Origin of the sequence: Clostridium mucosae (assembly GCF_024622765.1) — a bacterium.
In the GTDB taxonomy this organism is placed as follows: Bacteria; Bacillota; Clostridia; order Clostridiales; family Clostridiaceae; genus Clostridium.
Window position 1 is genome coordinate 1 of sequence record NZ_JANKAF010000021.1, and the last position, 26589, is coordinate 26589.

Annotated in this window: 34 protein-coding genes; 32 read left to right on the forward strand and 2 right to left on the reverse strand. The window is 26.5% G+C overall.

The genetic code is table 11. From position 1 onward, the window contains the following. The 12 genes from NSA50_RS16755 to NSA50_RS16810 all read left to right on the forward strand — a co-directional run. Positions 1-323: prealbumin-like fold domain-containing protein (locus NSA50_RS16755; protein ID WP_257446945.1), on the forward strand; the 323-nt coding region annotated here is incomplete at its 5' end. 107 nt (positions 324-430) lie between these two features. Continuing rightward, entirely contained in the window at positions 431-1381 is a 951-nt protein-coding gene (locus tag NSA50_RS16760; protein WP_257446948.1) for a hypothetical protein, read from the forward strand. A 201-nt stretch (positions 1382-1582) separates the two neighbouring features. Beyond that, complete coding sequence (locus tag NSA50_RS16765) at positions 1583-2026, forward strand: hypothetical protein (RefSeq protein WP_257446951.1); 444 nt, start codon at positions 1583-1585, stop codon at positions 2024-2026. A 24-nt stretch (positions 2027-2050) separates the two neighbouring features. Further along, positions 2051-2413: a hypothetical protein gene (locus NSA50_RS16770; RefSeq protein WP_257446954.1), complete on the forward strand. Its 363-nt coding sequence runs from the start codon at positions 2051-2053 to the stop codon at positions 2411-2413. Between the two features lie 215 nt (positions 2414-2628). Then, the gene (locus NSA50_RS16775; protein ID WP_257446957.1) at positions 2629-3201 is read left to right on the forward strand and encodes a class D sortase; all 573 of its coding nucleotides are present in this window, start codon (positions 2629-2631) and stop codon (positions 3199-3201) included. 19 nt (positions 3202-3220) lie between these two features. After that, complete coding sequence (locus NSA50_RS16780; protein ID WP_257446960.1) at positions 3221-3370, forward strand: DUF6906 family protein; 150 nt, start codon at positions 3221-3223, stop codon at positions 3368-3370. A 167-nt stretch (positions 3371-3537) separates the two neighbouring features. After that, a complete protein-coding gene (locus tag NSA50_RS16785; RefSeq protein WP_257446963.1) occupies positions 3538-3945 on the forward strand; it encodes a hypothetical protein in 408 nt (135 codons plus the stop codon). 48 nt (positions 3946-3993) lie between these two features. Beyond that, positions 3994-4356, forward strand: coding sequence for a hypothetical protein (locus NSA50_RS16790; RefSeq protein WP_257446966.1), 363 nt, complete (start codon positions 3994-3996; stop codon positions 4354-4356). A 48-nt stretch (positions 4357-4404) separates the two neighbouring features. Continuing rightward, complete coding sequence (locus NSA50_RS16795) at positions 4405-4611, forward strand: DUF4236 domain-containing protein (protein ID WP_257446968.1); 207 nt, start codon at positions 4405-4407, stop codon at positions 4609-4611. A gap of 38 nt (positions 4612-4649) precedes the next feature. Continuing rightward, a complete protein-coding gene (locus NSA50_RS16800) occupies positions 4650-4823 on the forward strand; it encodes a hypothetical protein (RefSeq protein ID WP_257446970.1) in 174 nt (57 codons plus the stop codon). Positions 4824-4892: 69 nt separating this feature from the next. Beyond that, positions 4893-5216, forward strand: coding sequence for a TcpK family conjugal transfer DNA-binding protein (locus tag NSA50_RS16805; RefSeq protein ID WP_257446971.1), 324 nt, complete (start codon positions 4893-4895; stop codon positions 5214-5216). Between the two features lie 590 nt (positions 5217-5806). Beyond that, positions 5807-6349: a site-specific integrase gene (locus NSA50_RS16810; RefSeq protein ID WP_257447120.1), complete on the forward strand. Its 543-nt coding sequence runs from the start codon at positions 5807-5809 to the stop codon at positions 6347-6349. A 270-nt stretch (positions 6350-6619) separates the two neighbouring features. Here the strand turns inward: NSA50_RS16810 and NSA50_RS16815 are convergent, their stop codons facing one another. Continuing rightward, complete coding sequence (locus NSA50_RS16815) at positions 6620-7231, reverse strand: hypothetical protein (protein WP_257446972.1); 612 nt, start codon at positions 7229-7231, stop codon at positions 6620-6622. A 40-nt stretch (positions 7232-7271) separates the two neighbouring features. Here NSA50_RS16815 and NSA50_RS16820 point away from each other — a divergent pair, with 40 nt between their 5' ends. The 17 genes from NSA50_RS16820 to NSA50_RS16900 all read left to right on the forward strand — a co-directional run bounded on the left by NSA50_RS16820 (position 7272) and on the right by NSA50_RS16900 (position 22863). Further along, on the forward strand, positions 7272-7664 hold the full coding sequence (locus NSA50_RS16820) for a hypothetical protein (protein ID WP_257446973.1): 393 nt from the start codon (positions 7272-7274) through the stop codon (positions 7662-7664). Positions 7665-7783: 119 nt separating this feature from the next. Then, on the forward strand, positions 7784-8035 hold the full coding sequence (locus NSA50_RS16825; protein ID WP_257446974.1) for a hypothetical protein: 252 nt from the start codon (positions 7784-7786) through the stop codon (positions 8033-8035). A gap of 86 nt (positions 8036-8121) precedes the next feature. Beyond that, positions 8122-8412, forward strand: coding sequence for a hypothetical protein (locus NSA50_RS16830; protein ID WP_257446975.1), 291 nt, complete (start codon positions 8122-8124; stop codon positions 8410-8412). A gap of 47 nt (positions 8413-8459) precedes the next feature. Next, on the forward strand, positions 8460-8642 hold the full coding sequence (locus tag NSA50_RS16835) for a hypothetical protein (RefSeq protein ID WP_257446976.1): 183 nt from the start codon (positions 8460-8462) through the stop codon (positions 8640-8642). Beyond that, positions 8632-10203, forward strand: a complete 1572-nt coding sequence (locus NSA50_RS19900) for an FtsK/SpoIIIE domain-containing protein (RefSeq protein ID WP_257446977.1) — start codon at positions 8632-8634, stop codon at positions 10201-10203. Before NSA50_RS16835 ends, NSA50_RS19900 begins: the two co-directional genes overlap by 11 nt. 27 nt (positions 10204-10230) lie before the next feature. Further along, positions 10231-11232, forward strand: a complete 1002-nt coding sequence (locus NSA50_RS16845) for a conjugal transfer protein (RefSeq protein WP_257446979.1) — start codon at positions 10231-10233, stop codon at positions 11230-11232. 19 nt (positions 11233-11251) lie between these two features. Continuing rightward, entirely contained in the window at positions 11252-11578 is a 327-nt protein-coding gene (locus NSA50_RS16850; protein ID WP_257446981.1) for a TcpD family membrane protein, read from the forward strand. Then, positions 11579-11935 (forward strand): TcpE family conjugal transfer membrane protein, encoded by a 357-nt coding sequence (locus NSA50_RS16855; RefSeq protein ID WP_257446983.1) that lies wholly within the window; start codon positions 11579-11581, stop codon positions 11933-11935. A gap of 151 nt (positions 11936-12086) precedes the next feature. After that, positions 12087-14615 (forward strand): ATP-binding protein, encoded by a 2529-nt coding sequence (locus NSA50_RS16860; RefSeq protein WP_257446986.1) that lies wholly within the window; start codon positions 12087-12089, stop codon positions 14613-14615. After that, positions 14602-15192 carry a glycoside hydrolase family 73 protein gene (locus NSA50_RS16865; protein ID WP_257446988.1) on the forward strand — a complete coding sequence of 197 codons (591 nt, stop codon included), beginning with the start codon at positions 14602-14604 and terminating at the stop codon, positions 15190-15192. Before NSA50_RS16860 ends, NSA50_RS16865 begins: the two co-directional genes overlap by 14 nt. Before the next feature lie 20 nt (positions 15193-15212). Next, positions 15213-17288: a CD3337/EF1877 family mobilome membrane protein gene (locus NSA50_RS16870; RefSeq protein ID WP_257446991.1), complete on the forward strand. Its 2076-nt coding sequence runs from the start codon at positions 15213-15215 to the stop codon at positions 17286-17288. A gap of 983 nt (positions 17289-18271) precedes the next feature. Then, entirely contained in the window at positions 18272-20113 is a 1842-nt protein-coding gene (locus NSA50_RS16875; RefSeq protein ID WP_257446993.1) for a hypothetical protein, read from the forward strand. Positions 20114-20676: 563 nt separating this feature from the next. After that, a complete protein-coding gene (locus NSA50_RS16880) occupies positions 20677-20946 on the forward strand; it encodes a hypothetical protein (protein ID WP_257446997.1) in 270 nt (89 codons plus the stop codon). 27 nt (positions 20947-20973) lie between these two features. Continuing rightward, positions 20974-21150 (forward strand): hypothetical protein, encoded by a 177-nt coding sequence (locus NSA50_RS16885; protein ID WP_257447000.1) that lies wholly within the window; start codon positions 20974-20976, stop codon positions 21148-21150. A gap of 10 nt (positions 21151-21160) precedes the next feature. Continuing rightward, a complete protein-coding gene (locus tag NSA50_RS16890) occupies positions 21161-21607 on the forward strand; it encodes a DUF5839 family protein (protein WP_257447003.1) in 447 nt (148 codons plus the stop codon). 22 nt (positions 21608-21629) lie between these two features. Then, the gene (locus NSA50_RS16895; RefSeq protein ID WP_257447006.1) at positions 21630-21848 is read left to right on the forward strand and encodes a hypothetical protein; all 219 of its coding nucleotides are present in this window, start codon (positions 21630-21632) and stop codon (positions 21846-21848) included. Next, positions 21832-22863: a DUF4417 domain-containing protein gene (locus NSA50_RS16900; protein ID WP_257447009.1), complete on the forward strand. Its 1032-nt coding sequence runs from the start codon at positions 21832-21834 to the stop codon at positions 22861-22863. The genes NSA50_RS16895 and NSA50_RS16900 overlap by 17 nt, the downstream gene beginning before the upstream one ends. Positions 22864-23134: 271 nt before the next feature. On the opposite strand, the gene NSA50_RS16905 is transcribed toward NSA50_RS16900, so the two are convergent. After that, on the reverse strand, positions 23135-23287 hold the full coding sequence (locus NSA50_RS16905) for a hypothetical protein (RefSeq protein WP_257447011.1): 153 nt from the start codon (positions 23285-23287) through the stop codon (positions 23135-23137). A 583-nt stretch (positions 23288-23870) separates the two neighbouring features. On the opposite strand from NSA50_RS16905, the gene ltrA reads away from it, so the two are divergent. From ltrA to NSA50_RS16915, 3 genes are all read left to right on the forward strand, one after another. Next, positions 23871-24908, forward strand: coding sequence for a group II intron reverse transcriptase/maturase (gene ltrA / locus NSA50_RS16910; RefSeq protein ID WP_306813971.1), 1038 nt, complete (start codon positions 23871-23873; stop codon positions 24906-24908). A 23-nt stretch (positions 24909-24931) separates the two neighbouring features. Then, the gene (locus NSA50_RS19845; protein ID WP_306813972.1) at positions 24932-25264 is read left to right on the forward strand and encodes a group II intron maturase-specific domain-containing protein; all 333 of its coding nucleotides are present in this window, start codon (positions 24932-24934) and stop codon (positions 25262-25264) included. 382 nt (positions 25265-25646) lie between these two features. Next, positions 25647-26420, forward strand: coding sequence for an Rpn family recombination-promoting nuclease/putative transposase (locus NSA50_RS16915; RefSeq protein WP_257447013.1), 774 nt, complete (start codon positions 25647-25649; stop codon positions 26418-26420). The last annotated feature ends 169 nt before the right edge of the window (positions 26421-26589 follow it).

Genomic DNA, 26589 nt, shown 5'->3' on the forward strand with positions numbered 1-26589 from the left:
AAATAGAATGTGTAGAAGGCTTTAATAAAGGTCAAGTTATAGAATTTGTATCAAGTAAAGATGGTAATAAATTTGAATTAGAGTATGGTAAGTATAAATATTATGAAACATTACCACCAGAAGGTTACGAGTTAACTACAGAAGTTGGAGAGTTTGAAATAAGTGAAGATGGACAAATAGTTAAAGCAGAATTAAAGAATAAGAGAATAGTTGAAAGTTTACCTTATACAGGAGGAACAAATACAAATGTTATTCTAGGAATAGCTTTAACAATGACTCTTGCAGGAGTAATAATATTTAGATATAAAAAAGCTACTAATTAGCCTTTATTTTTTACGAATTTTACTATAATTAAAGAGAGAGGTGATTAATTATGAATGAAAATATTATTAAACAACTTCTCTCTTTAATACCAAAAGGAGAGAAAATTTTGACAATTGGAAATGAAGTAATTAAAGAAATGAATATCAAAAATATAGAATTAAGTGATATTTTAAAATTGGCAGATGAACAAGCCGAAGAAGTATATAAAACTTTTAAAGTAAAAGGTGTTATTAGTAATATAGCTCCAATAAATGAGCCAATAACATATATAGATAGAGTTTATCAATTTAGAAATGATGAAAATAATGAAACGATAATATCAGTAATACCATATCCGTTACCTATATCAAAATGTGCAAGTAAAGAAGAAAAGACTTTAGCTTTTTTATATGGAACTGATGAGGATTCAGCCTTTGAGTTTGATTGTGATTATGAAGAGAATAAGTTATTAGTAAATAAAAGGAACAAATTTGTTCCTATATTAATAGAAAATAATTTGTTAAGTTCGGTTATTAATAAAAAAGTAAAGATAGAAGTTAATATGATTATTTTAAATAGTAGTAAAATTAATAATATATATAATTATAGAAATAGTGAGTTTAGTGAATTAGTTGATTTATTTCATGATATATATAATATGAATGTTAATTCAATAATATTAGAATTAGAAAAGATTATTGATGTAGAAGATAAGAAAATAAACTTAGGAAAATATTCTTTTGGTGTAGAATATAAATTAACCAATTACAATTGTGAAAATATTGAAACAGAGTTAGTGAAATCTTGCGAAGGAGTAAGATTTAAAAATTTTAAAATAAAACTATTTAGATTTCCTGAAATTGGCTTGATTCCATGTGAAAAAGATGTGTTTATTCATATAAAAGATAATTATATAGGATTTTATATTAAAATTGATGGAAGTAGTAGAAACTTATATAGGAGCAAAATAAAAGAGTTAGAGGGAGTAATACAAAGAGTATTAAGTGAATTGAAAAAAATAGGACAAGTAGAAATAAGTTTTATATCAGATGAAGAAAAGAAAAACTTATTTGAATAAAGAATAAGAGAATAGAAGCACCTGTATTACTATATACAGGTGTTTTAGAAATTATATTATTAATTACCTTAGCAGGAGTAATAATGTTTAGATATAAAAAAGCTACTAATTAGCTTTTATTTTTTTACAATAAAATAATTAGAAGGTGTTTAAAATAGCACCTTCTAAATAAAATATATAAATAGATAGGAGATTTATAAAATGGAGAATTTGTTGATTATGATGTTATTATTTGGATTAGGAACACTTATATGTGGAATAGTATCATATGTTTTCATGGCTTTATCTTTGTCAAGTGCAGCGGGAATTGAAGGGGTAGATAGGAAGTGGTTTGCTTGGATACCATTATTAAATATTCTTATATTATTAAAACTTGTGAATAAAAGTAGTAAGTATATATGGGTATTTATTGCTACATCAATAGTGGGCTTTATAGCGAATTATAATGGTAGTATTTTTCTAATTATTATAAATATAGCATTATCTATATGGTCTATTATTATACAAATACAAGCTTATTCAAATATAGCCAATAAATATAAAATGAATTCAGCGTGGTTTATTGTAGGTATATTTGTATTTCCAGTAATGATGGTAGCATTTATAATTCTTTATAATAAAGTGAAAGTTATAGAAAAGCATTAGTATAAATTTTTAGGAGGTTTTATTATGATGGATTTTTGGATGGAAATACTTGCTCCAATAGTATTGATGGTAGCATTTATTTTATTGATTATTATATTTGTATATTCAATTTGGGATTTTTGTAGTAGAGTAAAAAATTTGAGAAATAATAAATATATTTGTGATGAATATAAAGAAGATGAAGATAGCGATAACGAGGATATATACGCAGTTGAAAGAGCTATTATAGTAATAGGAAATGAAAAGATAGAAGTTGATATTGATTATTATGATATTGACGATACTACTGTTGAAATAGGAAGTAAAGATGGAAAAGTATATATAACAGATATTAAAAATGTTTTATTGATAAGTGAAAAATTTAATGAGGATGGTAAGAATGATTAGTAAAAAAATAAAAAGATGACATATTGATATAACGGATATAGTTTTAGGAATTATATTAAATTTACTTGTATCAATATTAGTAATGTTAATTTTATTAAAATTTGTATTAGTATTATAGAAAGTGTCAGCAGGGGACACTTTTATAAATAGTATTAGTAAAGCAAATATTATAGTGTTTGTTTTGCTAATATTACTTTAAATTAGGAGCAAATAATATGAAAAGAATGATAGGTATACTTTTAACAATAGTGGGAATAGCAACAATTGGGGGTGTTATTTACAAGAAAAATATTGTATTTAATAGACAAAAAGAACTTATAAAAGTTTTAGAAGAAACTTTTAATGAAGAGTCAGAAGATTTCTCTAAGGAAGAAAAATTAATAAATGGATATAAGCCTATTGCATTAGTTGAAATTCCAAGTATAAATTTATCACAAGGATTGGTTGAAGGAATAACAGATGATATTCTCCAGTATTATTTAGGTCATTTTGAGATTTCAGCAAAACCAGGAGAGAAAGGAAATTTTATTGTAGCAGGACATAGAGTTTCTGATTATTCAGAAGCTTTTATAAATCTTTATAAAGTTAGAATAGGAGATAAAGTATTAGTTAAAGTAAATAAAAAAGAATATGTATATGAAATAACTGATAGCTTTATAGTATCACCTAGTAGAGTAGATGTTTTAGAAAATACAGATGAAGCAACAATAACTTTAATAACTTGTACGGTTGGAGCAAAAAATAGACTTATAGTAAAAGGCATATTAATTGAGGAGAAAAATATATAGAATAGGGAGTGGATGTGAGATGAAAGGGAAAAAACCAACAAGACAACAAAAGAAATTAATGAAAGAAAGAAGATTAAAGCCTGATGAGTGGTTGGTATTAAAGAATCCAACGACTGAATTACATATACAACATAGAGATAGTAAGAAAATAAAAATACTACCTATATAGGGGGTAATTTTATGGAGAATAAAATGATAATATGGATAAATAATTATATAGATAAATTAAAAGCTAATGGGAAAGTATTGTCTTTAAAAAAGTTAAAAGTAAAAAATAATAAAGAATAGTAAAAAGATGTTCTTAATGAACATCTTTATTTTATGGAGGTAAGAAGAATGGATGGAAAAATAGTGTTTTATATAGACCATGAATTAAGAGAAGCTTTAGAGTTATATATAATAGATAATGACTTAGATAGAAAGAAGGTTACTTTATCAAAATTAGCAAATCAGATAGTACAAGAATGGATTAAAGATCCGATTCTAAATGAAAAAGATATATTCTTTAGTTATAGAAAAGGATATGCAGGAAGAGTTAGAAGATTAACTATATTTTTAGCAGAAGATTATTTGATAAATTTAAGAAGATTTTATGTTAGAAATTATCTTAGAAAGATATCATCAGAAAATATGATGTTAGCAAATGTCTTAGAGCAATGGGGAATAAAAAATATACCAGGATATGATGAGAAGTTCAGAAAAAAACTTAAAATAGATGAATGTGAGAAAGAGTTTTTCAGATAGAATGGAAAGCTTTTTTTTATTATAAAAAATAAGAAGGTGGGATATAAAATGTATAATACAAGCATTAGAGTTAGTGAAGAAGTAAGAGTTAAATTAGAAGAATACAGAATAAAGAAAGAGCTTCATAAAAAGAAAATGAAGCTCTCTCAAGTTGTAGGTGAAATAGTGGCTAAGTGGTTAGAAAACCAAACTGAATTGAGAGAATATATAGAGGCAGAAAAGCAAAGTAAAGTAATAAGAGACGGTAATATAACAATCTCTTTAGACTATAAAGGTAAAGCAAAATTATATAAAATATTTGGAGAAAAATATATAGATAAAGTTAAGTCACTAAACTTACTTTTATATATTATTTTAGTAAAATTCTTGAATGAAAATTTTGAGGATTTTGATATAAAAAAAGTATTATAGTAATAAAAAAATATAAGTCAAATAAGAATAGTTAGGAGTGATTTTTTTATGGGATGGAGCTTTAGAAAGTCATTTAAATTAGGTGAATTTTTAAAACTAAATTTATCAAGTAAAAGTGGAATTGGATTAAGTACAGGGGTAAAGGGGGCAAGAATTTCTTTTAATAAAAATGGAATTAATTTTAATGGTGGGAAAGGAATTTTTAGAATTAGAAAGTATTTAAGCTTTAAGAAGATATTTAGGATTTTTAAATAAAGTTTTATAAAATGAATTAAGAAAGAAGGTATTAAAAAATGGCTGGAAAAATAAAAGTAAGTAAGAAAATAGTTGAAGAAATTTTAGAGAGCAAAGGGATAAAATATTCTGATTGGTTAGCAGAAAAACATCTTGAAGTTTTAAATGAAAATGAAGAAATTTTATCAGAAAAATTTAAAAAAGCTAAGCAATATGATGAATTAAACAAATAAAAATACAGTTTTTTTTTAGGGATTTTTGGTTTATAATTTATAATAAAATATTAGAAGGAAGAACTAAAAATGAATTTTGAATTGATAAATAATTTGACAAAAGAATATGTTTTGATAGTTGAAGCTTTAAGAAAAAAATACGCTGATAAAATAATAGATAATGAAGAAAGAATATATTTAGATAGAGATTTATTTGAAGATTTGTTATCAAAAAAAGATTTTTTATCCGTATATGAAAAAAAGAAAATTTGGAGAAGTTTAGGTTGGATTTCTTGTGATAATGATGAGTCTAGATTTACTAAAGTTATTAAAATAAATAAAAATGTATTTCGTAAAATTGTCATTGAAACAGAGCCTCAAAAAGTTTTAAAAAATCTCATATCAAATCAATAGAGATACTGGTAACTTAACTGGTAACTTTAATGGTAACTTAATTGGTAACTTTTGATTTTATTTTTAATATTAGTTACCAGTAGTAGAATTATAAAATATAAGGATTAATTAATAATTTAGTTCCATACGTATAATGGGGTATATATGTATATATATACATATATACCATAGAGGGAGGAAATATGGAGTGAATGAATAGGCTATGTTAATAGCATATGAATGAACGGAATATGACGACCTATATGGTGTGTATGGATAGATATCATATATACATAAATTGAGACTGATAAGTCTTAATTTATAAGTAGAATTATTTAAAGGGAGTATGAGGTAAAATAGAAGAGTTAGATAAGATTTTAGAAGTAGAGCTTAGGAAGAAAAGATTAAGAGATAATACGATAAGATGTTATAAAAGTTCTTTTAATAATTTCTTTAAAACGATAGAGTATAGTGATAAAGATTTAATTATAAATAATCTTACTAAAGTAAGAAATAAAACTGAATTATCTCAAATAATTAATTCAATTAGAACTTTAAAAAATTCAACTTCATATTTTAAGTTTATTGATGAAGGTGTCTTAAAAGATATTATTAAAAATAAAAGTGAGAATAGACATAAAAGCTATGAACCATATTTATTAAGTGATAAGTTAAAAAGAATTAATAAAATACGAGATGAAAAATATAGATTAGCTTTTAGATTAATGTTAGTTTCAGGACTTAGAGTTTTTGAAGTTGAAAATTTAAGAAAAGGTGATATTGAAATTAATGATAATGAAATTATTGTTACTGTCATTGATGGTAAAGGTGGAAAGTTTGGAGAAGTTAAATGTCTTGAAGACAAATATTTATCTAAAAAGTTAAAAGAGTTTTTAAAATATAAAACTTCAGATGAAAAACTTTTTTATACCAAAAGAGCTATGCAAAAGAAAGCTCAAGAGTTAGGGTTTACTTGTCATGATCTTAGACGTGCTTATTCCAAATTAGTTAAAAATAATTTGATGAATAATTTAGTTGAAGTTAACGATAATGAAAAAGAAAAAATAATTGAAGAAGAAGTTAAAACTGCTTTAAGACATTCGAAGTTTGAGACTTCTAAAAAATATTTATATAGCAAAAGAATTAAAGTTTAATTAAAACTTTAATTCTTTTTTATTTAATAATGATTTATAGAGAATATCAATGTAAAATATTAATCTATTTTTTCTTTTTAAAATAAGAAATTTTATGATTAGAAGGACATGAAAATTTTAATCCTTTATAACCGTAAAAAGATTTTCTACAACGATGACAATATAGCTCTGTATCCTTTAATAAATAGCGAGGAGTTAGATAAAAGTATTTATTATTATGTAAGAATTTTCGTTTAAGATTATTATATACAGAGAGTATTATCATAGAAACTATGGAAAAAATAACAAAAAATATCTATTAATAAAAATAAAAAAATCATTTTTACCATGGAAAGAAACATTTATTTCTAGAGAGTTTAATATACCCAAAGAAAACAAACCTGTTAAGTAAATAGAAGAAAAAATAAATAATAGTATTATAGATTTTGGAATAAACCAAAAAATATTTTTGAGAGAAAATTCCTTTTCGAGTAATAAAAAGTAATTATCATATAAATTAGCTATTATTTCAAAAAGATGTTTTTTGGTTTCAATATATTTCTTTTCTAAAAATTTATTTTTATTTTTAGATAATTGATATTCTGATTTTAAAAGTTCTATAACAATAATTCGAATATTGTAATCCAATAGATGTAGGTTTGATGAAATAAAATTTCTAAAATATTTATTTGAAAATATAAAATTATTTTTATAGTAATTTCTATATAAAACCAAAGGTGTAAAGAATTTTTTCATAGTTAAATTAATATTTTTGACAGATAATTTTTTTCTTTTAATAAAATTATTAGAGAGTACAGTAAAAAAATTAATAAGTAAAGATATTAGAGTAATTAATAATAATATAGCATCATTATTATTTTTTAAAAATTCTAAAACATTCATAAATATCTCCTTTCAAAATCAGTTTAGTGGAGGGGAAGGTATGGAAAAAATATTATTAATAGTAATTTTATTTATAATTATATCATTTGGAATATTGATATTAGTAAATAAAAATTTGGATAATGGAATAGTGCTACGAATTGTAATTTTTTTTATGAAAAAGTTACAACATGAAAATATTATAAAGAGTAGAACTTTGCTTTATTTGATACAGACAGAGTTAGGAGGAGCTGTAGAGGTTCTTTATGTAAGCTTTAGTAAAGTAGAAATTGAATATATAAAGCAATGTTATGATATTCTGACTGATTTTATTTATGAATCTCATGGAAATAAAATAAAGAAAGAAAAAGATATTTATTTGAATGATAAATTAGAATATATAGATTTTGATAAGATAAGAGAAGCTTTATTAATTAAATTAAGAAATATATGAATAAAAAATTATAGAACAAAATGTTATATCTGCTAAATATGAAGATTTACAATAGTCAATTAGTAAATCATAATGTGCAAATTGAAATTATTACGCAATTAAATTAAGGAGGATTAAAAATGAAAATAAGATTATGTTATAGAGTAGAAAAAGAAGCAGGATGGGGAGAAGATGAATATGGCAATCCAACAGAGGTTTATAGTTGCATTAAAATGGATTGCAAAACTTATAATATTCCTAACGGTGAATACCAAGAATTAGTTAAGGTAGGAAAGAAATTAACAGCAGGAAGTTTTAATATAGAAGAAAAATTAATTACTCCAATTACATTGAATGAATACTTAGATAACACCGAAGAAGATGAAGATTAATTAATAATTCAAGAATAAGACTTTGAAATTAAGACGATATTACTAATTGAAATTATTGCGAAGCAAAAAAAGGAGGTAAATGTGTAATGGAATTTAATATTATGACAGAATGTACATCATGTAACGAAAGAAAATTATGTAATGAAATTCCTGCGGAGTATGAAGGTAAACAAAGAGTGATGAATTTCTGTAAAGAGTGCGATAATGAAATTAACGATATTTTAATTTGGGCTAATGAATACAGTTTTAGACAGAAGAATGAGGTTGAGTGTCCGTATTGTTATGCAGTATATCATATTGATAAATGTGGCACTTCTTTTGTATGCGGGAGTTGTGAATCGGCATTAGAAGTTGAGTTTGATAATAAAGCAGGTTAGAACAGAGAAATGTATTATTTAAAAATAAATAAAGGCGGTGATGAAATATGGGTTTTTTAGATAAGATAATTGCAACAATAGTTGCTTTAGTAGCTTTAAAAATACTTTATTCCATTATTTCTAAGGTATTTTTAAGTGGTATGAAATTCACAAAATTTATTAAGGTTATAGTGAATAAAATTAAAATTTTAAAAGAAAAAAAGAAAGGATGTGGAAATAGTGAATGGTAATGATTTAGAAAATTTATTTGAAGATCTTTTAAGAAGTTTTTTTATAGCAATTAAAAGTCTTTTTATTGGGGCTTTTCGTGGTTCTAAGAGATTAAAGGAAAAATCTTTTTTAATAGCTTCTTTAATTACTTTTATACCACCTTATATTTTAATGTCTAAATATAATTGGAGTGTTTTAAAACTTATTAAAGGGAATAATCCAACCATTGATTTTATTATATTTTGGATTATTACTCTTATATTATATTTAAACATTATCTCAAGTATGGGGATAGATAAAAAGCTAGGAGAAAAATTAATACAAGCTGGTATAGTTTGTCATAATGGACAAGCACCATTATTAATAGGGAAATCTAAAAATAAAAAAGGTTATGATGTATTAACCTTTAAAGGTACTTATAAGCTTGAAGATTGGAGAAGAAATTTAAGTGATATTGAAGTAGCTTTAAACCTAAAGATAATCGATATAGAACAAGGGAAAAGAAAAGATGTTATTTTAATGACAACAGTTCCACCTAAATTATCAATGCCAGGAAAAATTATGTGGGACGATAAATATATACAAGATGAAGATGGAGTTGTTAATTTAGGAAACAACGGAGTAGAAGATATACTATTAGATTTAAATAAAGATCCTCACATTATAGTTGCAGGAGCTACAGGATCAGGTAAATCGGTTGCTATTAAGTCTATATTTTGGCAACTTATAAATCAGGGCCATATTCCTATAATGGCTGATTTTAAAAATGGTTTGGAATTTGGTGAAGATCATAAACAATTTGGAGAAGTTTTAACTGATAAAAACAGACTTTTAGAAGTATTAACTATGTTAGAAAAAGAAAATGAACTAAGACAGGAATTGCTTAAGAAGTATAAAGCTAAAAATTTAGTATCATATAATAAAAAATCAAAAAATAAGTTGAAAAGAGTTATTGTAATTATTGATGAAGTAGCAGAAGTTTTAGATAGTCAAGGCATTAAAGGTGAAGAAAAAGAATTGATGGATCAAATTTCAGCTAAAATGGCTTCTTTTGCAAGAATATCAAGAGTTACAGGAATACATTTAATTTTAGGTGTTCAAAGACCAGATGCTAAGGTTATAACAGGACAATTAAAGTCTAACTGTAGTGGTCGTATATGTGGTAGAGTTCCTGATGGAGTAGCTTCTGAGATAGTTTTAGATAATAGACTTGCAGCAAAGCTTCCTAAAATACCAGGAAGAATGTTATTCTCTAATGGAGCTGACACTATTGAATTTCAGAGTTATTTCTTTGATGATGATATACATTTAAAAGATTTAGGTAAGAAAGTAAATAAGCTTTTAATTGAAGATGAGAATTTTAATAAAGAGAATTTTGAGTTTTACAAATCAGTATCTGAAGATATTCAAGAAGAAATTATTACGGAGAATAAGCCTGTAAGAGAAGAAAAAAACGAAAAGAGAAGTTTATTTAAAAAGAAATTAGAAAATGATATAAATACATCTGATGAATTTGAAAGTGGAATTATTAATTGGGAAAAAACAGAAAACAAACTAGATAGTGAAATGAATGAATATTAAATATTATAAAGATTGGATGGTGAGATTATGTTTTTTAAAGGAAAGATACCTAAAGAAAAGGTTATTAAGCAAAATAAATCAATTAAAGAGAAAATTTTAGATAAGCCAGTTAAGTTAAAAAGTGCTATGGGTATAAGACTCGCTAGATATATACTGTGGACCTTAATAGTTTTTTTAATAATTAGAGGTGCTGTAAGTATCTTAAAGCCTAGTCCAATTAATACAATTTTAGATAAACAAGAAAAGTTTGAAGCCAAGCTCTCAGAAGAAAGTTTATTAGAGAGTAGGGCTTTTTCTTTTGCAGAAAATTTCTCAAAAGAATATTTTAATTTATATTTTGGAAATGCAGAAGATTATACAAATAGGTTAAGAAAGTATATGGACAATAGAATAATTGATACTTTAGATAAAAAGGGGTATATGACGACAGATCATGTTAAAGCATACGCTCTTGAAAGATATTCTGACAATCAATTAGATGTATTTGTTTATTCTAAAGTTCAATTTAGGACTGAAAAGGCTGGACAAGATAAAGTTCAGGATATAACTAAAAGACAATATGATATTCATCAAAGAGATGTATATATAAAGGTTCCTATTTTTTATGATAAAAATGGCAATATGATTGTAGAAGATGCTCCACTTATTGTATCTGCTCCAAAATTAGCAGAGTATGAATTGAAAGATACTTATTTAGGTGAAGAAGTGGCTGATAATGATATAAGTAATGCCATAAAAGATAGTTTGAATCAATTTTTAAAGGCATACTATCAAGAAGATCAGACGCAAGTAGATTATTTCTTAAAATCTCCTGGTATTATAAAGGCTGTTAAAGCTGGAGATGAGTTTAAGGGAATAGAGTCTATAAAGGTTATTGTTTTAGATGCAAATAAGTATAAGTCTATTGTTGAATATAAAACTAATTCTCCTGGAAAAACAATAAATCAAAAAGTTAATATAGACCTAGTTTTTGAAGGTGATAAGTATTTAGTTGAAAGTATTGATACAAGAACATTAAACATAAAATAAATAGTTGGAGGAAGGTAAAATGGACAAATTAATAAATAAAATTAAAGAGAAGAAAGAACAAATAAAAATAGCAATTATTACATTAGGGGTGACACTTAACTTTGCAATGCCTGTATTTGCAGCTCCAGCGGTAGGAGAGAATGCGGCCAACTGGTTTTTAGAACAAGTCTTTTGGTTAATAATAATTTTTGTAGTTTTAATGGCCATGAAATATTATCAAGGTGGAAATTCAATTAAGATGTTGGTTGTACTAGTAGTTGGAGGGATTTTATTATTTTTGGTTAAAAATCCAACTATGCTTGAAACCTTCGGTAATTGGGCTGCAGAGATTTTAGGGGTGAGGTAAATGGAAGATATAGTTTTAAAAAATTATAATAAAATTCACACTGTAGAGCAAAATTGGTATAGCGTAGGAAGTATAAAGCTTCCTGCCCCTGTTAATCCAATGATAGCAGGAAGTTTTATACTTATAGCAGGAATTATTCTTTTAATTAATAGAATAGTAAATATTCCATTACCTGAAATAGTTAAGTTTGCTATTATTCCTTATTTAATAACTAGAAATATTAAAGAAAGTAAAAAAGATGGTAAAAATCTATTAAAATATTATATTTCATATATTCCTTTTAAGCTTAAAGAGAAAGTTGAATATGAAAGATTTAAACAGGTAGATAAGATAGAGGAAGTTAAGTTTTTTTATTAAAAATAAAAAAAAGATAGATTAGTTGATAAGGAACTAATCTATCTTTTTATAATAAATCCAGACCAGATATTAAAAATGTATACTAGACACAATATAATTTTAAAATTTTTTTCTTGTATAGTCAAATATATTTTAAGGAGGAATTGGTTAGATGTTTAAGTTTCCAATAAAGTATTACGAAGAAAATATAATTTTTACTGAAGATGGGTGTTTTGGTGCTTTTGAGATTAATGGAGTAGATTATGAAAATAAGAGCAAGGATAACAAAATAAGACTATTAGAGAATATAACTAATTTTTTAGTTGATATAACAACGGAAGCTAAGATACTTATAATACCTAAGAAGCAAGATGTTAAGGAAATCATAAGAAGTAATTATAAATATATGAGTAAGGAAGATCCATTAGTAGATCTTGCTGCAGCTTATAGTGAAGAAGTTATTAAATACCTAAAAAAGAAAGAAGAAACTAAAAAGTTTGAAGATCATTATGGGAATGAAATTGAATATAGTGAGAAATCTATAGATTATAAAACTATAATTTTAGTAAGATTTGAAGATTTAAAAGAAAAAGATATATTAAAGAATATAAACCAATGTTTAGAATACCTTCTATATAACCCTAAAAAGGCTTTAGATTCGCTTTTAGGAGTTAGGGATACAAATATATTAAAAAGTAAAATAAAAGCCTTTAAAAAGCATTCTAGTTTATTTATGAGGAATAATGAGGCTAGGGTTAATCTAACACCTTTAAAGGCTAAGGATATGGAATGGTTATTTAGAAGGATTAATAAGAGAGGATTAGAAACTAAAGAAAATAAAAATAACTTTGTACCATTAGCAAATTTAAAAGTAGATGAAGTGAAGAAGGATATAGAAATAGATCCATTAACTGCAGATATTAAATGTTTATTTGAGGGGAAAATATCCAATGATGATAGAGCAATAAAAATATTAACGGAAGATGGATATAGTTATCAATCTTTTTTAACGTTAACTGAAATGCCTGATTTAAGATTTCCAGGAAGTGAATATATTTTTAGTACACAAGAGTTTAATTTTCCTGTTGAAACTTGTATTCATATTAAAAGTTTAGATAAATTAGAAAGTAGTAAATTAGTTAATAGAATGAAAAAGAAAGTGGAGTCAGAGATAGTTAATGCCAATGAAGTTAAAATGAATGCTAGTGAAGATACTTATATAGCGTTAAGTGAAGTCAATGATATGGAGAGAGAAGTTAATTCAACGGGGAAGTTAGCTAAAGCGACTATTTCTTTTTGTGTTTCTGCAGATAATAGAGAAATTTTAGAAGCTAATGTTAATAAAGTTATGACTTTATATAACGATTTTGGCTTTGGAATTCAAAGACCTATTGCAGATCAGCTTAAATTATATTTAGAGTTTATTCCAGGCGCAAGCAGATATACAGAAGATTTTATAAGGTTAATGTCTTATAGAACTATTGCAGGTACGGGAATAGGTATAAAAAGAGCTTTAGGTGATGAATTTGGATATTATATAGCAGAAACTAGAATAGCATCACTAAAAGTATTTTTAAATATGGCTAGAGCTTGCTTAGAAAATAAAAGTGCATCAGCAACTTTCTATGGAAATTTAGGAACTGGGAAGAGTTTTGCTGCCAACATTTTAGTTTTAGTTCATGTTATTTTTGGAGGGTATGCACTAATTTTTGATCCAAAAGGAGAGCGCAATGATTGGGTTAAGTATTTACCTTGGCTTGAAGGTCTTATAACTACTGTTAGATTAACGGGAGATGAGAAATATAGAGGTATGCTAGATCCATTTAATATTTATAAAGATAACATAGAAGATGCCATAGAATTAGCTGTAAATATAGTAAGTGAGTTAAATAGATTAACACCAAAGGATGATGAATTTATAGTTTTAAAAGAATCAGTAGTTAAAATTAAAGAAGATGAAAATAAATCTATGATAAGACTTATAGAAATACTAGAAGATTATAGTGTTGAAGATGAGTTATCTCCTGCAGCTAGAAGATTAGCAAGAAAACTTAGAACTAATAGTAGCGTTGGTATGTCTAAATTACTATTTGGAACAGGAAAAGAAGAGTCTATCGATTTTGATAATAGGATAAATATATTACAAATAGATAATCTTAAGATACCATCAATGGACACAAAAAAAGGTGATTATACGGAAGAAGAAAACTTATCAAATGTGCTTTTAATGGTTATGTCTCAATTTGGTAAGAAGTTTGCATTAACACCAAGAAATAATTTTAAGTTAGTTTTATTTGATGAGTCATGGTATTTAAAAAATTCTGTAGAAGGGAACAAGCTGTATTCATTCTTAACTAGAATGGGAAGATCTCTTTTTACAGGCTGCATATTCAACGGTCATTCAGTATTAGATATTCCTTCAGAACAAGTTAAAAATACAATATCTTATAAATTCTGTTTTAGAACAAATGAGGTGGAAGAAGCTAAGAGAATGTGTGAATACTTAAAGATTGATGTATCTGAAGAAAATATAAACACAATACTAAAATTAAAGAATGGAGAGTGTTTATTTAGTGACTTAGATGGAAGAGTTGGACTAATAAAGTTCGATCCTGTTTTCAAAGAAATAATAGATGCATTTAATACTACGCCGAAAACTAAAGAAACAAAAAAGGAAGAAAAAGAGAATGAAGAAGATTAGCATAGGAGTTTTAATAGCTTCTTTTTTTATGCCTATTTTTCTTATGATGTCTATGTTAATGGCTATTGGGAATACAACAACATCATCAGGACCTTCGGGACCAGTTGTACCTTCAGAGAGTGAACAAGCATTTATAGAAGCTGTAGCACCGATAGCACAAGAGACCTTTAAAGAATATGGTGTATTTCCATCAATAACATTGGCACAAGCTATATTAGAGTCAGAATGGGGACGATCAGGGTTAGCAACGGAAGGAAATAATTTGTTTGGAATTAAAGCCGATGAAAGTTGGACAGGCCCAGTAATAGAAATGCAGACACAGGAGTTCGTAAATGGTGGATACATAACTATTATTGCTAGATGGAGAGTTTATGACAAATGGGAACAATCAGTATTAGATCATGGAAAGTTTTTAAAAGAAAATAGCAGATATGAAATAGCAGGAGTTTTTAAAGCCAAAGATTATAGAGAACAAGCAGAAGCTATATTAAGAGCTGGTTATGCAACAGATCCTAATTATGCTAATAAATTATGTTCTATTATAGAAAGCTATGAGTTAAATAAATATGATAACTAGAAAAGAAAGGAGCTGTTCTTTTGGCGGAGTTTTTATACAAGAAATATCAAAATATAGATAAAAGAAAAATATTTAAAATAATATGTATGTTAGTAATTGTCTATGTTGTGTTCTGTATTTTTGAAAGTATAGTAAATGCAGATATTTTAGATGCAATGGGAGAACCTGAAAGTTTTAAAGACTTACTAGGGGAAGCAAAATATCTGCAGAGTCCTTATAGATCGAATTATTTTTTAGATGTTAAAAGTTTAGGATTAACGGACTTGTTTAACAAATTTACAAATTGGAGTGCTAATTTAATATGGTCAGGAGTAACAATATTAACTTATATTTTACTTATTGTATTTAATTTAGGTTTTTCAATGGATATAGCAGATATGTTTCATGGGATTTTAAATTCTATAATGGCAGCCTTAAAAACAACAATATTTGATGAGTATTTTTTATTAATAGTTTCTATAGCAGTTATATATGTGGCTATATCCTTTGTAAGAAATAATTTAGGCCAAGTTTTTAGTAGACTTGGATATATAGCAATAACAACAGTATTAATGCTAGTGGCTACAATTTATTCAGCAGATATAGTATCAGGAATAACAACATTATCTAAGAGTATAGGTGCAAGTTCTATAGTTGCAATAAGTGATAGAGAATCAACGGAAGATAATATAGGACAAGTATCGGGAGAGCTTTGGAGTAATTTAGTTCATAGACCATGGTTAGAGTTAGAGTTTGATGGAAGACAAGATCAAGTTGAAAATTTAGATGGTGTGGTAGATAAAATTCTAAGTATGACAAGAGATTCAGAAGAAAGACAAAATTATATTGATGAATTAAATAAGAATAATCAAGAATTATTTAAAGACAATGCAGGTACAGGAAGAATATTGCCTTCAATTTTAATATTAGCAGTAAATGTAGTTAAAATGGGAGTCATGATAGTTTTAAGTATTATACAAATAGTATTTCAAATAGTAACTATAGTATTTGTATTAGCATTTCCTTTTATGCTGCTATTATCAATATCACCTAGTTTTGGTGGAATGGACTTAATATTCAATTTAGGAAATCAAATACTAGGAGCTCAAGTTGGAATAGTATTAACATCATTTTTACTGGGGCTTATGATAAAGTTAGATGGACTTATAGCAACATATTTAGGTGGACTTGGAACTTATGGATGGTTTGCTATAACTGTAATTCAAACAGCTATATATGTAGGTATTATATGGCAAAGAAAACAAATATTTAGATTATTAATGTCAATGCAAAGTAAGATTAGCAGATCAAGTGCAGGGGTATGGCGAAATGTTATGAAAACAACGGATAGAACTGTTGATGGAGCAAAACATGTAGGAGAGTATGCTGCAGATAAAGTGAAAGATGGGGCAAATAATTTTAAAGAAGCAGTAAGAGAAAAAGCATCTAATTTTGGTGATAGGGTAAGAGATTTTCATGAGAAAAATTTTGATAAAGAGACTCTTGGAGACAAAATTAGAAACTATAACAAAGAAAAAGACAATGAGAAAAGGCAACAGGAAAACATTAAGTATAAAAGTAGTAAGGATAGTAAAGATCCAGGAGAAAATAGAAATAAAACTACAAGTAATATAAATAAAGAGCAAATGAAATCAGAAGATAAATCAGAAAATATTAAAAGACCAACAATGAAAAACATGGTTAACAAAATGAGACAGGAAGGTAGAAAAGATGATGAAGATATAAAAGTTAAAGATATAGATGAGAAAGTTGAAAAAGCTATAGAAAATAAAGAGCAAAAAGAACGTATAAATAATAAGAATATAGTTAATGAGGTGAGAAATAGAAATTTAAACAAAGAGAATAAGCCTTATAATAATGCTGAAGTAGTAAATACTGAAAGAAATCAAAATATGATAGAAAAAATAGTAAATAAGGATATGAGAAACTCATTAAGAGAAAAAGAAAGTAGTAATATACAAGATATAGATAAAAATCCAGTAAAAAAAGAGTTTAATGTAAATAAGCAAAGAGAAGTAGTTATAAAGAATCAACAAATGAAAAATGGAATAAGTAGTATTGATAGAGCTAGAATATTTAATAGAAATAATAAATAGAATTAAAATAGATAGGCTTAACTAAAAGTCTATCTAGTAACAGGGAAAATCTATAAAAAACATTTAGTTCAATATAATAATATCTTGATATTATTATAAATTTCAAGTAAAAAGTAGATGGTGTATAAAACCATCTACTTAAGTGATAATGGTTGATCAAAAGCATATAAGAATGGAACACTATATGCTTTTGAGAAGAGAGTGATTTTGAGTATACTATACAATAAAGAAAATAATAGGGCAATAGTAAAAAGACAGATGCTATATAGAGACATCTGTCTTACGTTAAGAAGATAAATAGGCAGATAGAAATAAAACTTACTATCTTAGATATAATGATTATTAAATAATTAATGTATAGTAAAGAAAACTCTATATATTAATGCATAAGAGAAGGTTCTTATATAAAAAAGGAAGCTATATATATTATACTAAAATATAATTGAATTTAATCAAATTTTATTTGAAATTTAAACTAATTTTAATAAAATATTGAAAAAATATTGAAAAATAATTTTAAATAATATAAAATGAGAACATAAGTTCTTGGAAAATATGAGAAAAATGAAAATAGCAACAATAAAATATTGTTGCTATTTCGATACACACTAAAATTTATATTGTATTAGTGAATAGAATATAATATAATTTTATAAAAAGAAGAAATAAATCTTCTCATAAAAAATTCCAAACGATAAATTTAAATGCCTAGGAAACATTTAAATTTATATAACTGAAACTGGTAGACAGAATACCAAGAAACAGAGTGTTGGAACTTTAAAATCTCATGTGATTTTAAAATAATATTATCACATGAATAGAATTTTATCAATACATAAATTTTGTCAACAAAGACAAAAAATAATTTGATTAAAGTTAAAGATTTTAAGTTTACATATACTGACTCTTAGGTATCAAGTTACCTAGGAGTCTTTTTTATTAAGCAAAATAGAAAGAGAAACAAAGGAAGGAGGTGCAGAACAATGAAGCAACAAGGAAATTTTATAGAGCAAATGTATATATATAGTATGATAGATAAGTCAGGAGTATTACAAAGATACTTTGGAGTTAATGAGGTGGTTAGAGGAGATTTTGCTCAAAATAGAGCAAATGAGAAATATGAGACACATATAGAAAAAGCATTAGAATGGCCAATAAAGAATAGATGGAATAAAGAATTAAGTCATATTAGTCTTCAAAGTTTTTGTACCTTCTTAAATAAGCAGGAAAGAACACTAAGAACAGAAGAGCTTGATGATAGATATTATCCATTTACTATTGAATTTGAATCATCAAAAAAGCATGAGGAAAGTGATGTATTCTTTGAAGTAGCTCAGTATCTAGAATATTTAATGAAAGGCTTAAATATAGCTGAAAAGGACATAGTTATTATTATAAATAATAATAAGTCAGTTTATGTTATGGTTAATCCTAAGGCTTTTGGATTAAAACCAGGAAAGAATATACATAGAGTTTATACGGAGATGTATAAAAAAATTAAAGAAAAAGTATCTTTAAAATTTGTAGATGAAAGTGTAGTTAATTCAAGCTACAGGTTAATAAAAACACCTGGAAGTTTTTATAAAGGTGGATATATTAATTATGTTTCAATAGATGAGTTTATGCACTTAATGACAGGTCATTTAACAAGAAAAAAATTAACTAAACATCAAAGAGACATAAGAAAATTAGTGTTACCTGGAGTTCAATCTTTAAAGATGACTAGACTTTATGAGAAGTCTAAAAAGAAGGTTGAAAAGAGTTTAAGGGACTATAAAAAGAATAAAAATAAAGCTTTAGATTTACCAGGAAGTTTAGAGTGTAAAAGAGAGTGCGTTAAGGCATTAATTGATATGCCTTTAATGGAAAAAGGAAATAGAAATAATTTCTTAGTAACAATAGCTTTAGGGTTAAGTGAAGCTAATTATAGTGAAGCTGAAATTAAAGAAGTTTTAAAAAGAAAAGCTACAGAATGGAAACATGATGAAAGTTTAAGAGCTGTTGAAAAGAAATATGAAACTTTAAAAAGAAATAGGACAAACTTCTCTTGTGATAAAGTTAAAATGCTTTTTGAAGAAGAAGGATTAGGTCATATTTGTGGTGCTTGTAAAAAGGCCATAAATAGCAATTATATTGCGAGGAATATAATTGAAGCTATTTATAACAACAAGGGGGCAGTACGCCATTATAGGGCTTATTTAGAGCTAGAAAAACAAAAGCTTTTAGGAAAGTTCTTTAATGCTGAAGAAGTTGGAATAAAAGAAAGAACTTTAAAAGAATTAGAAAAATTAACGAATGGAAAATTTGAAAAGAAAGATGGATTAGTTAAGATAACAATAGAAAGAGGAAAGGCAATATATAGATTACCATTAGATTTTATAGAAAGCTCAGTTGATATATTGGACCAAAAGATAGGAAAAGTATTAATGTTAATAGTTAAAGCATATTCAGGAAATGAATATGGAGTTTTTGTAAGCACAAGTATAATAAAAATGGCAGAATACTTAGGATTTAAAAATGAAAGAAGTGTATATGCATTTTTAAATGAATTAGAAAAGCTAGGATTTGTAACAAAGAATAATAATGGAATAACAGTATATTATAAGAGCAGAAAAGTTGTAAGTTTAGAAGAAGAAAAAGAAAATAGAAAAGAGAAAATAAGAAAAAGTATAGAAGATATAAAAGTAGTAAATGGGCTACAATTAGAATTTAAATTTGAAAAGATAGAAGCTAGTACAAATATACAAGAAGTAAATGGAGAAATTTATATTTTCAGTAGAATGGAAAATAATAAAAGCCTCAACCGAGGATCACCGCCAAGTTGAAAGATTGAATAAAAGTTGAAAAATAAAGAGTATAAAAAGTATTATAATAAAAAATAAAATTAACAAAATAAAACAATGTACAAGCTGTCTATAAGGCTCTGTAAGAAGAGTAAAATTTAAACGTAGTTATATTCGTAAAAGGCAATAAGACTCAAATAAAAGTCTTATAAAAAGCATTGATTAAAGGTTGGTATAAGGAGAAAAAAACAATTTCCAAAATAAGTAATTTACACGGATTCATGAAAAAAATCGAAAAATAAAATAGTCTCTATCTGTTGAAAATACTAAGTTTAAAGGATATTAAAAATTTACCCATTTAAATATAATATTCTTTATAGGGGAACCCGCAGGGTTTTCCTCACTAACTTGGGAGAAAGAAAAAACTATAATAGAATTTAAAACTTACAATTTTGGATTAATATATAAGACTTATTTACGAGGATATTATATAAAGAGTATTAATAGAGAAATGAAATAGATAAAGCTTTTATAATAGACCAACTGGAGTCGATTGGGTTCGTGGAGCTTGTCGGAACGGTTCCTATCGATGTAAGGCGGTAGCCATGGGCGGTGACAAATTAATTGGATTAGAAAGGGGTGTTTTTATGAGTTTAAGTAATAAACAGGTGATACGATTGATGAATAAACATAAGGTAAAGAGAGAAGAATTAATTTCTATTGTTGAATCTAATCATCCTAAAGGGATAGAGTCAATTTGTAATTTAAATAAGGCTAGATTTGATGAAATATTTAGAGGAGCTGACTTAACTTTTATAGAGGGAATCTTAATTGTAGAGGCCTTGGGATGCAGTATTTCAGAGATGTTTATATAGTTTCTTTAAAAGGAGATTAGAGATTTTATGAGAAAAAAGTTTAAAGAAGTTTTAGAGCGAAAGGAAAAGGTAAAAAGAAAGCTTATAAATAAGTCTTTTTCTTGCTCAGAGGCTTATTTGAAAAGGAAAATTAAAGAAGAAGAACAACTTAATATGCTATTACATGATGTTTTTGAAGAGAAAAATATTATAAAAAAGGAGTAGAAGATAGAAGATGGCAAGAATTATAGAAGGATTTCATATGAGATACAATAAAATATTAACAAATAAGAGATATAGATGGTTTATTCCGAAGGCGTTAGATTCTAAAATTTCAAAAGGGGATAAAGTTTTAGTGAAAACTAAAATGCCAAATGGAGAGTCCAAATTATGCGGAGTTATAGTACTTGATATTTTAGAAAATGATAAAAAAAAGCATGAGCCAGTTATAGCGATATTATCAAAATATAATGAAGAAATAGTTAATGTTAAAAAATCAGTTGAAGATAATAAAGATGATAAAAAGACTTTAGTAAAAGATGAATCTAAGAAAAGAAGGAAAATTTCTGAAGAAGAAAAAGAAAGTATAAAAGCATATAGAGCTTTAGGGAAAACCTTAAAAGAAATAGCAGAAATACACACTTGTTCTATTAGTACAATTCATAAAATAATTAAATCATAAATAGAGTTTGGAGGTTTGGTAAATGAGAAGAAACGTAGCAGGATATAGTGATTTAATTGCAATAGAATTTTTAAAAGAAGCCAGGATATTAAAAAGACAACTTCAATTAATGAAAAGCAACATAGATAAAATTTCAACTGAAGATTTAATTAAAATATTGACGATAACAAATATTATAGAAAAAGAATTTATGGAATTAAAGAAAGAAGGAGGCGATATAGTTAATGACAGAGGACATTAAGAAAAATCTTTGTGCTATAAGAAACTGTAATAAGTGTATTAAAAATTTAGATGGATCTTGTTCAGGGTGTTCTCTTTGCGATGTTGCTTTCTGTAGATGTAGTAAAGAAAAGTTAAATAGATGTTTAGTTAGATGTCCAAGAAAGTTAGGAACTTTTAATAATATAAAAATAATAAAAGATGATACTACTCTATCAGAAAATTCTTTTTATGAATTACCAGGATATATTCCAATAATGCCTGATAAGCTTGGATATAGTTTTGACTTTTCTAAAGTCAATAATACTGTTGGAATACATGGAGAGTTTTTACTATCGGCCAATGGTGAAAATATATCAAATATATATAAAATGAGAGGATATAAAAAGACCTTAAATTTATCTTCAGATATAGAAGGTATAGTTGAATTTTATATAAAAGATAGGGCTTTAGAAGGCTTTTGGAATAATAGAAAAGAGTTATATAAGCAATTAAAAAAATTAAAGTTTAAAGCTATAATAACTCCTAATTTTTCATTATATGAAGATGCACCAAGATCAGAGCATCTTTATAACATTCAACGGACTAAGAGAGTTTATAATGAGATGATCCAGGAAGGACTGCCAGTTATACTTGATATTATTTGGGCCACTAATGAAGATATTGAGTTTTGGATTAAAGAAATTAATAGAAGTAATATAAAGACTATAGCTTTTAGCTTTATGAATGTTGATACAAGGCTAAAAGCATCGAATGCCTGGAGACATTATTTACTTGGATATAAAATTTTAATTTCTAAAATTCCTTTAGACATAGAAATCATCATTGCAGGTATTTCTTCAGTTGAAAGAGTTAGAGAAATTAAAAAGATAAGTGGAAATAGAAAAATTTCTATAATGCATCAAGCAGCATGGGTAAATAGCAGAAAAGGATTTTCAAGTAAAGATAAAAAGCAATTAGAGAGAAGAATAAGTAAAGATGAAATTTTTCAGATGAATCTAGATTTTTATAGTAAGGAGTATGAAGTGGATTCATAAAATAATTAATGAAAATAAAAAGGAATTATAGTATAAACAATTCAATAATTAATTATTGAAAAAAAGAGATTATACCATAGTTATTTCATCAATTAATTATTGAAAAGGTGGGGTTGAAAATAAAAAAAGAAATTATAGAATGTTTATAAATTTAAAAAATATGATATAATATAAATAAGAAAAGCATCGTACGGCTAATACGATGCTAGTCCTAGAACGTTTTTCTTTGGGCTATTAGTAAAATTATATGTTTGAATTAAAGAAAGAAGGACTATTTGGACGGAGTTCTTTTTTCTTTGCTTTTTATGGATAAATTAAGACCTAAAATTTTAACATTTAGTTCTAATGAGAAATCTTTATTATGTCTAAGTATTATAGTAATTAGAACAATAATAATAGTTCCTATTAAAATTATCTCAAGCATACTAATAACACCACCTTTTCGTTTTAGTTAAAAACTAATAACCAAAAGGCGGAGAACGTACAACCGCCACGCCATCCATCGTGGCATAAAAACAATATAATTATACCATAAAATGAATATAATAGCAGATTAGTTTTATAACTAGTCTGCTTTTTTATGGTGTGCCCAGCATGGGCACGTACTAATCGGTGAAAGTCCGTAATGGGGGCTGATAGTGCCAACCATTTAGCTGATGACAAGGGTGTCCATCGTGAGGTGGAATCTGAAGGAAGTCTAAGGAAAAATCTTGGTCTGAGGTATACGAATCACTTTCGAGGCTTACTAAGGTCGGACGAGTTTGCATAACAAGACAAAGTCCAACACTACCCGAAATCTTAGGAGTAAATGTAGCAGATATATGAGATGAAGGTTGTTGTTCTTACCTGGGGAGGTCTGATAGATATATTGCTAATAAAGATAAATTTCTAAAGTAATAACCTATATAGTGATATATAGCTGAACTATCAGAAGTCAGCAGAGGTCATAGTAACTCCGCTAATCGCGATAGCGGATGAAGGACTGAACTTTAAGGTGGTTTTGAAATTTGAAAGTTTCGCAGAATAATCAGAGATTGCAGAAAACTAAATATTTAGGCTCTAGTGCTAAAAATAGAGTGGAACTTGAAGATAAGCAAAGAGTGCATAGAAGATTCTCGGCAACTTCAAATAGAGAAACAAGTGAATTTGAATATGGCTCATTAGAAAGAATATTATCAAGAGAAAACTTACTTTTAGCAATGAAAAGAGTAATCTCGAATAAAGGTAGCCATGGAGTCGATGGAATGACAGTCTATGAACTTAGACAATTTCTAAAAGATAACTGGCTATCAATAAAAGAAAGTATTATGAATAATGAGTATAAACCAATGCCAGTCAGAAGGGGTGAGATACCAAAACCTAATGGTGGAACTAGGTTGCTAGGAATACCAACAGTTTTGGATAGATTTATTCAACAAGCAATTGCTCAAGAGTTAAATAATATCTACGACGGAAACTTTTCAGAAAGTAGTTTCGGCTTCCGTCCTCGAAGAGGGGCGAAAGATGCCATACATAAAGCAGAAACTTATATTAATGAGGGTTATACTTGGGTTGTAGATATAGACCTAGAGAAATTCTTTGATAAAGTTAATCATGATATACTTATGTATAAACTCTCAAAAGATAAAAAAGATAAGAGAGTATTAAGGTTAATAAGAAAATATCTTCAATCTGGAATAATGATTAATGGAATAGTAGTTACAAGTGAGGAAGGAACTCCGAAAGGAGGTCCATTAAGTCCACTTCTATCTAATATAATGCTAGATGAATTAGATAAAGAACTAGAGAGAAGAGGACACAAATTCTGTCGTTACGCTGACGATTGCAATATTTGTGTTAAGAGTAAAAGAGCTGGAGAAAGGGTTATGGAGAACATAACAAGCTTCATAGAAGGTAAATTGAAATTAAAGGTAAATAGGACTAAAAGTGCAGTTGAGAGACCATGGAAAAGAAAGTTTCTGGGATTTACTATAATACTATCTTTTGGGAAAGCTTGCTCTACTATTTCTAAACAATCATTAAAAGATATAAGGATAAAATTATAGAAATACTATCAAGGTCAAAGCCGATGACTTTGGAACAAAGAATAATTAAACTGAACCAAATAAATATTGGATGGATTAATTATTATGGAATAGCCAAATGCAAAGGTATTGCTCAGCAATTGGATAAATGGATAAGGCATAGATTAAGAATGTGTATATGGAAAAAGGTTAAAACAAGATACAAAAATCTTAAAAAATTAGGATTAAATCACTATCAAGCAATAAAATTCGCCAATACCCGAAAAGGATACTGGCGCATAGCTAGTAGTGCAATTTTAAATATTACACTTACGAATCAATTCTTTAACGACTTAGGCTTGAAAAGCCTAACGAATCAATATATGAAAATTCATTAAACTTAAAGAACCGCCGTTTACCAGACCGGTACGCACGGTGGTGTGAGAGGACGGAAAATAAAATAATTATTTTCCTCCTACTCGATTTTAGATATTAAGTATATTTGCATGTATGATTCTTAATTAATAATAATAAATTTCATAAAAAAGTTTTCAATTCATTTCTGAATGGTATAGCTTATTACATGAAAACATACTTTTAGTGTTTATAAATTAATTATTAAAAATAAATAAATATTATAACAAAGTATGTTTAATAATTAATTTGTGAAAATAAGGGGAGGATTGAAAATTGTAATTAAGGAGTTAGAAAATCGTTTAAGTGAATATATTGATATAATTAATATAGATAAAATATTAATTAAAAAGGTATTGATTTAGAGTGATAAGACTAGAAATATTAACTCCAAAAGTAGATTTTGTGTTTAAAAGAATATTTGGAAATGAAAATAATCCAAGAATACTAATTTCTTTCTTAAATGCAGTGATAAAACCTAAAGATCCAATACAAAAAGTACAGATCATGAATAATGATATAGATAAGGAATCTATTGAAGATAAATTCAGTAGATTAGATATTAAAGCAAAAACTAATAAAGATGAACATAATATGGTTAAGAGAAGCTTATATTATTGGAGTAAAATCTTTGAAAGTCAACTTACGGAAGGGAGAAAGTATGATACTTTAGCAAAGACAATTTGTATAAATATATTAAACTTTAAATGTTTAAAGACAAAGGAAGCTCATTCAATACATAGATTAAAAGATATTAATACAAGTGAAGAATTAACAGATCTTCAGGAAATACATTTTATAGAATTACCTAAACTACCTAAGAATGAAGAAATAAAAGATGTATTTGATGCATGGATGGAGTTTATAGAAAATCCTATAAGTAATAAACTTGAAAAAGCTGAAATGACTATACAAGAAATTAAAGAAGCCAAAAATGAATTATTAAGATTAAGATTAAGATTAAGTTCAAGTGATAAAGAAAGAATGAAATATGAAGATAGAAGAGCAGCTTTATTAGATAAAGTAAGTGCTCTTGAAAATGCTGAGGAAAAGGGAAGAAATGATAAAGCTATAGAAGTAGCTAAAAATTTACTTAAAGCTGGAATTGATATGGATATAATTGTAAAAACACAGGATTAAAAAGAATCGATATAGAAAAATTATTATAGATAAAATGGTATTAATTGAACAATATCAACTAATACCATTTTATTTTGTTAATTTTAGTATTGAAGGTAGGAGCTTTTTATAACTAGAAAATAAATTTACAAAGGATAGTTTAGAGAATTATCATTGATATAATCACAGA